The 6,655-nt window shown below is 63.4% G+C and carries 7 protein-coding genes; 4 read left to right on the top strand and 3 right to left on the bottom strand.

What is annotated here, in order from left to right; translation table 11 throughout:
* Window positions 1-92 precede the first annotated feature (92 nt).
* The 4 genes from ACODSZ_RS16840 to ACODSZ_RS16825 all read left to right on the top strand — a co-directional run bounded on the left by ACODSZ_RS16840 (window position 93) and on the right by ACODSZ_RS16825 (window position 2,198).
* Window positions 93-944 (top strand): vesicle formation protein, encoded by an 852-nt coding sequence (locus tag ACODSZ_RS16840; protein WP_175344978.1) that lies wholly within the window; start codon window positions 93-95, stop codon window positions 942-944.
* A gap of 9 nt (window positions 945-953) precedes the next feature.
* Window positions 954-1,346 carry a hypothetical protein gene (locus ACODSZ_RS16835; protein WP_008330140.1) on the top strand — a complete coding sequence of 131 codons (393 nt, stop codon included), beginning with the start codon at window positions 954-956 and terminating at the stop codon, window positions 1,344-1,346.
* Between the two features lie 2 nt (window positions 1,347-1,348).
* Window positions 1,349-1,753, top strand: coding sequence for a helix-turn-helix domain-containing protein (locus tag ACODSZ_RS16830; protein WP_249777060.1), 405 nt, complete (start codon window positions 1,349-1,351; stop codon window positions 1,751-1,753).
* A gap of 109 nt (window positions 1,754-1,862) precedes the next feature.
* On the top strand, window positions 1,863-2,198 hold the full coding sequence (locus ACODSZ_RS16825; protein ID WP_488928091.1) for a helix-turn-helix domain-containing protein: 336 nt from the start codon (window positions 1,863-1,865) through the stop codon (window positions 2,196-2,198).
* 6 nt (window positions 2,199-2,204) lie between these two features.
* Here ACODSZ_RS16825 and ACODSZ_RS16820 read toward each other — a convergent pair whose 3' ends face one another.
* The 3 genes from ACODSZ_RS16820 to ACODSZ_RS16810 all read right to left on the bottom strand — a co-directional run bounded on the left by ACODSZ_RS16820 (window position 2,205) and on the right by ACODSZ_RS16810 (window position 6,495).
* The gene (locus tag ACODSZ_RS16820) at window positions 2,205-3,491 is read right to left on the bottom strand and encodes an MFS transporter (RefSeq protein ID WP_488928090.1); all 1,287 of its coding nucleotides are present in this window, start codon (window positions 3,489-3,491) and stop codon (window positions 2,205-2,207) included.
* A gap of 372 nt (window positions 3,492-3,863) precedes the next feature.
* Window positions 3,864-5,078 carry an ABC transporter substrate-binding protein gene (locus ACODSZ_RS16815; RefSeq protein ID WP_175344360.1) on the bottom strand — a complete coding sequence of 405 codons (1,215 nt, stop codon included), beginning with the start codon at window positions 5,076-5,078 and terminating at the stop codon, window positions 3,864-3,866.
* Between the two features lie 115 nt (window positions 5,079-5,193).
* Window positions 5,194-6,495, bottom strand: a complete 1,302-nt coding sequence (locus tag ACODSZ_RS16810; protein WP_488928089.1) for a hydroxymethylglutaryl-CoA reductase, degradative — start codon at window positions 6,493-6,495, stop codon at window positions 5,194-5,196.
* Between the last annotated feature and the right edge of the window lie 160 nt (window positions 6,496-6,655).

Genomic DNA, 6,655 nt, shown 5'->3' with positions numbered 1-6,655 from the left:
TCGGCTCCTCGAGGGGCCGATGCCTGCGCCCCACAGACGGACCGGCCGCAGGCCGTGTCCAGCGTTTTTCAAACCAGATGAAGGAGAAAAAAATGGCAGCGCAATCCGCAGATTCCGATGAGCAGAATTTCTGGCCAGGCTACGTCGATTCCATGGTCAACATGGTCATGTACCTGTTGCTTCTGATCGCCATCCTGGCCATGGCCGTGATGTATTTTTCCATGCGCGCGCGCGACGAAGCCAAGGACAGCAAGGCTACCGAGATCGAAATGCCGGGCAAGCCTTTCCCCCAGGCCTTGCCGGGGCCCAACGCGCTCACCCCGGTCACCCCCAGTGCCGAGGAGCTGCATGCCCAGATTGAGCAGATGCGCCAGACGCTCAACAACAACGAGGTTCGCTACAAGGCCGACGTGGCCGAGCTGAAGGAAAAGCTGCGCGAGAGCGACCAGCGTTTCAAGGCATCGGGCCTGGCCAAGGTCGAGAAGCCCAACCAGAAGGAACGCGGCAACAACATGAAGTCCACGCCTGAAGCCGATCTGGCCAAGGAAGGAGCCTCCGAACGCGTGCTCAACGCCACCGGCACGGCCGGAGCGTTACCCACCGGCGTGGAGCAGTTTGCCTTGCGGCCCAGCGTGCTGATCGTGCGCTTCCGTCCAGGCACCGTGGACCTGAATCCGGACGAAGCCAGGCGCATGAACGAGACCTTCGTCAAGCACTTCGAATGGAACCCCGGCGTGGAACAGAACTTCACCATTTCTTCGGCGGCCGTGGAGGGCTTGTCGGAGTCCAACCGCATGGCCTTCTATCGCGTGGTGGCGGTGCGCAATCACCTGCTGTCCATCGGTGTGCCGGCGGCCCGTATCCGCCAGCGCATCGAACCCGTATCTGCGGCGCGCCAGAGTGGCACGGAAGGGCTGGAAATCCGCATCCAGAAGACCGAGTGAGGAGGCCCGATGTCTGATGCCGCAAGTTCCATCGAGGACGCCCTGGTCGGCAAGACCACCTATACGCTGGATGTGACCCAGGCCGGCACCGCCCTGCGCAAGATTTCCATCGAAACCATCAGCGATGTGCGCAGCCTGGGCATCGATCTCTTGCTGGTGCTGCGCAGCGGCGGCCAGATCCTGTTGCGGGAAGGTGCGCTGGATGCGCTGGTCAACCCGAACCGGCGCCTGGAGTTCAGTGATGGCGTACTGACTCTTCAGCAGATCTTCATGCAGAGTGAACAGTTCGACTTCCTGAACCAGTCCGGTTCCGGTGTCGCCGCGCATCTGTATGTGGCTCATGCGCACGACAGGCCGCTGCCGCAGTGGGATCACGGTGCGGCATTTCCATTGGGAGGCTGAGGATGGATGAACCTGCTGATCTGTCGACGCTGACCGAAGCGCCCGCTGCAGCGCCCGTGGTGGATGCCATGCAGTGCTGCAAGCAGGCCATCGGTGAGCGTCTCAAGTCCACGCGCATGTTGAGTGGCCTGAACCAGCGCGACTTCGCCAGCCGCCTGGGGACTTCGGGTGCCTACATCAGCTGCGTGGAACTGGGGCACAGCATGCCGGGCGGGCGCTTTTTGCGCTCGCTGCACCGGGAGTTCGACGTCAACATCAACTGGCTGCTGACCGGGCTGGAGAAGGAGATGCCGCCCCGTCATGGCTTCCACGTCAAGGTGTTGATCGGGGATTATGTCCGCGCCTCGGAGCGTGGCAAATCCCTGGTGATGGCGGTGGCCAATTTCCTGGTGAGCAGGAGCGGTTGAAGACCAAGGTCCAGGTGGGCCCGCCGCGGCTGCTTGCCGCTGCGGGCAACTGCCCGGCATACGGGGATACGGGCAGCGCAAACGGGCTCGCCCGTACAGAGGAGAGCATATGTACAGTGAAGAAATCGGTGGGCGGATCAAGGAAATCCGGCTCGCACATGGCCTGAGCCAGCGTGAGCTGGGGCAGCGCCTCAATACGTCCACCGGTCACATCAGCTGGCTGGAAGCCGGCAAGGCCATGCCCGGGGGAGAACTGTTGCTGCAGCTCTATCGCGAATTTGCGGTCGACATCAACTGGCTGCTTACCGGCAACGAACCCGAGGTACTGCCCCGGGAGAGCGATAACGACGTCCGACAACTGGTCGATCACTATTGCCGTATCGATGTCCAGGGGCGCGAGATCATCCGCATCCTGGCCAGCTATGCCGGCCGCAGCGCGATCTGAGCGCCTTCAGCGTCCCGTGGCAGGCGCACTGGCCGCCACGTTGACAGTACCTGCCTGCACCTCGCGGTTCAGGCGCCACACCAGGGCTGACGCCAGCAGCGTGGTTCCCACGATGACATAGCCCACCACATCAAAATGCTGCAACTGGCCCTGTGGGCCGAGTGTGACGATATGGCCCGCCACGACCGAGGCCACCCCGCCCGAGAGTTGCTGGATCGATGCGCTGATGGCGTTGAAGGAGCCGCGCTGCTGCGGCACCGGCACCGAGGCGACCAGCGCCTGGAACGGGATCATGCGTGAAAAGATCCCCAGGAACAAGACCGCATTGACCAGCACGATCATGGGGACCGTGACCGGCCCCAGGTGCGTGTAGATCAGCACCATGATGATGGACAGTACGGCACCGAAGACGAAGACCCGGAACTTGCCGACCTTGTCGGCGGCCCGACCGATGAGCGGACCGAAGGCGATGGTGCACAGTCCGGTCACCAGGTAGACCGTGGGCAGGTGGTGCAGATCGATGCCCAGGTTGCCGACCAGATAGGCGCTGCTGAAGGGCATGAGCATGAAGCCGCCCGTCATCAGCAGGGCAGTGGTGGCAAAGGCGAACAGGTAGCGGGGCTCGGTGAGGGTGTGATACAGGTGCATCCAGGCCGTGTGCTCCTGCTTGAGTTTGAGGTGGCCATCCACCGGCTGCATCTTGACGCCGACCACGATGCCGCCCACGGCGCCCAGAGCAGCCATGGCCAGGAACGGCACATGCCAGTTCCAGCGATTGGACAGATAGAGCCCGATCGGAATGCCCAGCACCTGGCTGGCCGCAAAGGAAGTCTGGATGACCCCCATGACGCGCCCGCGCAGCTGCGGTGCAAACAGGTCGGTGGCAATGGCCAGCGTGATGGAGCCGATCACGCCGCCGAACAGGCCCGTGACGATGCGCGCGAGCAGCAGGCTTTCGAAACTCTGCGCCAGGCCGCACCAGACCGTACCCAGCACGAAACCGCCATAGAAGAACAGCAGCAGCCGCTTGCGATCAAAGCGATCGGCAAAGCCGGCCGTGAGCAGGCCGGAGGCGCCGGCGCTGAAGGCGTAGGCGGAGACCACCAGCCCGAACTGTTGCGGCGTGATCTGCATGGCCGGCATGATCACCGCACCCAGCGGTGACATCAGCATGAAATCGAGAATGACCGCAAATTGCAGAAAGGCCAGGAGCCCGACCACGGTCTTCTGGTAGCGTGTGAAACCCGCCGGGGCGGCGGTGCTGGCGGGTGGGCGGGGAGGGGACTGACTCAAAGGGGCTCCTTGGCGTAGGGATCTGACCGGCTGGTCAGCGGGTTCGTCGCCGCACGGGTACCGATGTACCGATGGCCGGGCGCTGTGTCTGCGCTGACGGATGACCGTGTGCAATATTGTGTGCCCTGTCACCGTTGAGGCATCCGGATCGATGTGCCAGACGAGCAGGGCGCTTGCAAGAGTAGGTGCAAGACCCGGTCAAGGCAAGTCGTTGATGTAAAGAGCGCACGGATCGTCAAGGAAGCGCCAGGTCGTCCACCCGGCAGATCAAGCATGAAGGGCGAGACCCGCTCCGCAGGTCCCGCCCTCCAACTGCTGAACCTGCCGGCCGGCCAGGGCCCGCAGGTTTTGCTCTGAAACTTCACCTTGCCATCATTGCTTGAGCAGACTGCACTTGGAATCCGCCACGCTGGTGAAGGCTTGTTCACCTGGGATGGTTTCCAGCAATTTCAGGTAATCCCAGGGCTTCTTGGACTCGGCCGGTGACTTCACCTGGTACAGGTACATGTCGTGGATGTTGCGTCCATCGGCGCGGATATAGCCCTTGTTGTAGAAATCATCGATGCGGGCCTTCTTCAATTGCGCCATCACCTTGGTGGAATCATCGGTGCCGACCGCCTCCACCGCCTTCAGATAGGTCATGGTGGCCGAATAGGCCGCCGCCTGGTGGGTACTGGGCATTTTCTTCATCTTCTGGAAGAAACGCTCGGCAAACTTGCGCGAAGGTTCGTCCTTGTCCCAGTACCAGCTGTCGGTCATCATCAGACCCTCGGCATTGGCCAGTCCCAGGGCGTGGATATCGTTGATGACCATGAGCAGACCCACCAGCTTCATGGTCTTGGTCACGCCGAATTCCTTGGCGGCCTTGATCGAATTGACAGTGTCCTCGCCCGCATTGGCCAGACCCAGAATCTGTGCCTTGGAGGCCTGCGCCTGCAGCAGGAAGGACGACAGGTCCGAGGACTGCGGCGGATGCTTGATCGAACCGACCACCGTCCCGCCGCTGGCCTTGACCACCGCGCTGGTGTCATTGGCCAGCGAATGGCCGAAGGCATAGTCCGCCACCAGGAAGAACCAGGACTTCCCGCCCTGCTTGATCACCGCGCTGGCCGTACCCTTGGCCAGGGCCACGGTGTCATATTCGTAGTGCACGGTGTAGGGGGTGCATTCCTCGTTGGTCAGGCGCGCGGTGCCGGCTCCGATGTTGATGTAGACGCGCTTCTTCTCGGCCATCACCTTGTTCATCGACAAGGCCGTGGCCGAATTGACGCCGCCGATGAGCATGTCCAGGCCGCGTTCGTCGGCCCATTCGCGGGCGCGGGTGGCAGCGATGTCGGCCTTGTTCTGGTGGTCCGCCGAGAGGATCTCGATGGGCTTGCCCAGCACCTTGCCGCCATGGTCGGCCACCGCCATGCGGATCGCTTCCAGTCCGCCCAGGCCGTCGGTGTCGGCATAGGGGCCGGACATGTCGGTGATGAAACCGATGCGTACCACGTCATCGGATACCTGGGCCCAGGCCGGGCCCGAAAACATGCCTGCGATGGCACAGGCGGCTGCCAGCTTGCGCAGCTTGCTCGATGGGATCATGCGTTTGTCTCCTCGTCTTGATTGGCCGCTGGGCGGCTCGGGGTCATGCGCTTGTCGCTGCTTGAGTTGCTTGAGTTGCTTGATTTGCTTGAGTTGCTTGAGTTGTGTCATTGCTTCAGCCGCGGCGTTCGGCCAGCAAGGATTTGGCGTAATCCACGCGCACATCGTGGCGCGCCACCATCTGCTGGACCAGCCAGTCCATCTCGTGCGCTTCGGCGCCGGCGGCCAGCGCGATGTTGCGTGCATGCAGGGCCATGTGGCCGCGCTGTATGCCTTCGGTGGCCAGCGCGCGCAGGGCCGCCATGTTCTGCGCCAGGCCCACGGCCACCGCGACCTCGGCCAGTTCCTGTGCGGATTGCACGCCCAGGATCTTGAGCGCGGTGCGCGCCGCCGGATGGGTCTTGGTGGCGCCCCCTACCAGACCGACCGGCATGGGAATCTCCAGGGTGCCGACCAGGTCGCCATCGGCAGCAATTTCCCAGTGCGTCAGCGAAGTGTAGCGGCCATGACGGCAGGCGTAGGCGTGGGCGCCGGCTTCCACCGCGCGCCAGTCATTGCCGGTGGCGACGATGACCGGATCGATGCCGTTCATGATGCCCTTGTTGTGGGTGGCCGCGCGGTAGGGGTCGACGGCAGCAAATTCATACGCATCGACGATGCCATCGATGACCTCCTCGCCGCTATAAGCGCTGGTGGCGAGGACCTCTGCAGAAACCTTCACCCTGGCTCGCGCCAGGCGCAGGTCGGCCAGGTTGGAGAGGATGCGCAGCCGCACCTTGCCGCCGGTGATCTCCTCGATATGCCCGGCCACCGCCTCGGCCATGGTGTTGACGGTATTGGCGCCCATGGCGTCGCGCACGTCCACGATCAGGTGGGTCACCACCATGGCGCCACGCCGTGTATCCGGGAAGACGTGGACTTCAATGTCCCGGCACCCGCCGCCCAGGTCGTTGAGCAACTTGTCACGGCTGTTGGCGATGTCGATGATGGCCTGGCGGTCCTTGAGGATGGCCAGCCGCGCTCCGTGCGGATCGGTCACGCCGAGCAACTGGATCTGGGCGCGCATGAGGGGTGTACTGCTGGAGGTCTGGAAGCCGCCGCAGGCGCGCACCAGCTTGGCCATGAAGGAGGCAGCGGCCACCACCGAGGGTTCCTCGACGGCCATCGGCACCAGCACGTCGCGGCCGTTGAGCTGGAAGTAGCCCGCCACGCCCAGCGGCAGCTGGAAGGTGCCGACCACGTTCTCGATCATGCCATCGGCCGTGCCCAGCGGCAGGCCGCCAGGTTGGCCCAGCAAGGCTTGCTCGCCCTCTCCCAGTCCGGCCAGTCGGGCGATTTCGGCCAGGCGTTGGGGCGGGGTCAGGGTGCGGAATCCGGGCAGTCGCGAATCGCTGGCGGAGTGGGTGTCACTGTGCATGCGCTTGTCTCTCTTTTGGTCGTGATATGAAGGCTTGTGAAAGGGCACCGCTTGCAGCGGCCCTCTCCAGCGCTGGCAGAATAACAAGGGTGTACCATTGCGCATGGGTACAGTTGGCGCCAACAGTGGTGCAACTGTACCCAGGACAATCCCTTTGCAT

This window comes from Herbaspirillum sp. FG34, assembly GCF_057809315.1.
Note: the sequence above shows the minus strand (reverse complement) of the source record. Positions and strands in the feature narration are given on the sequence as shown.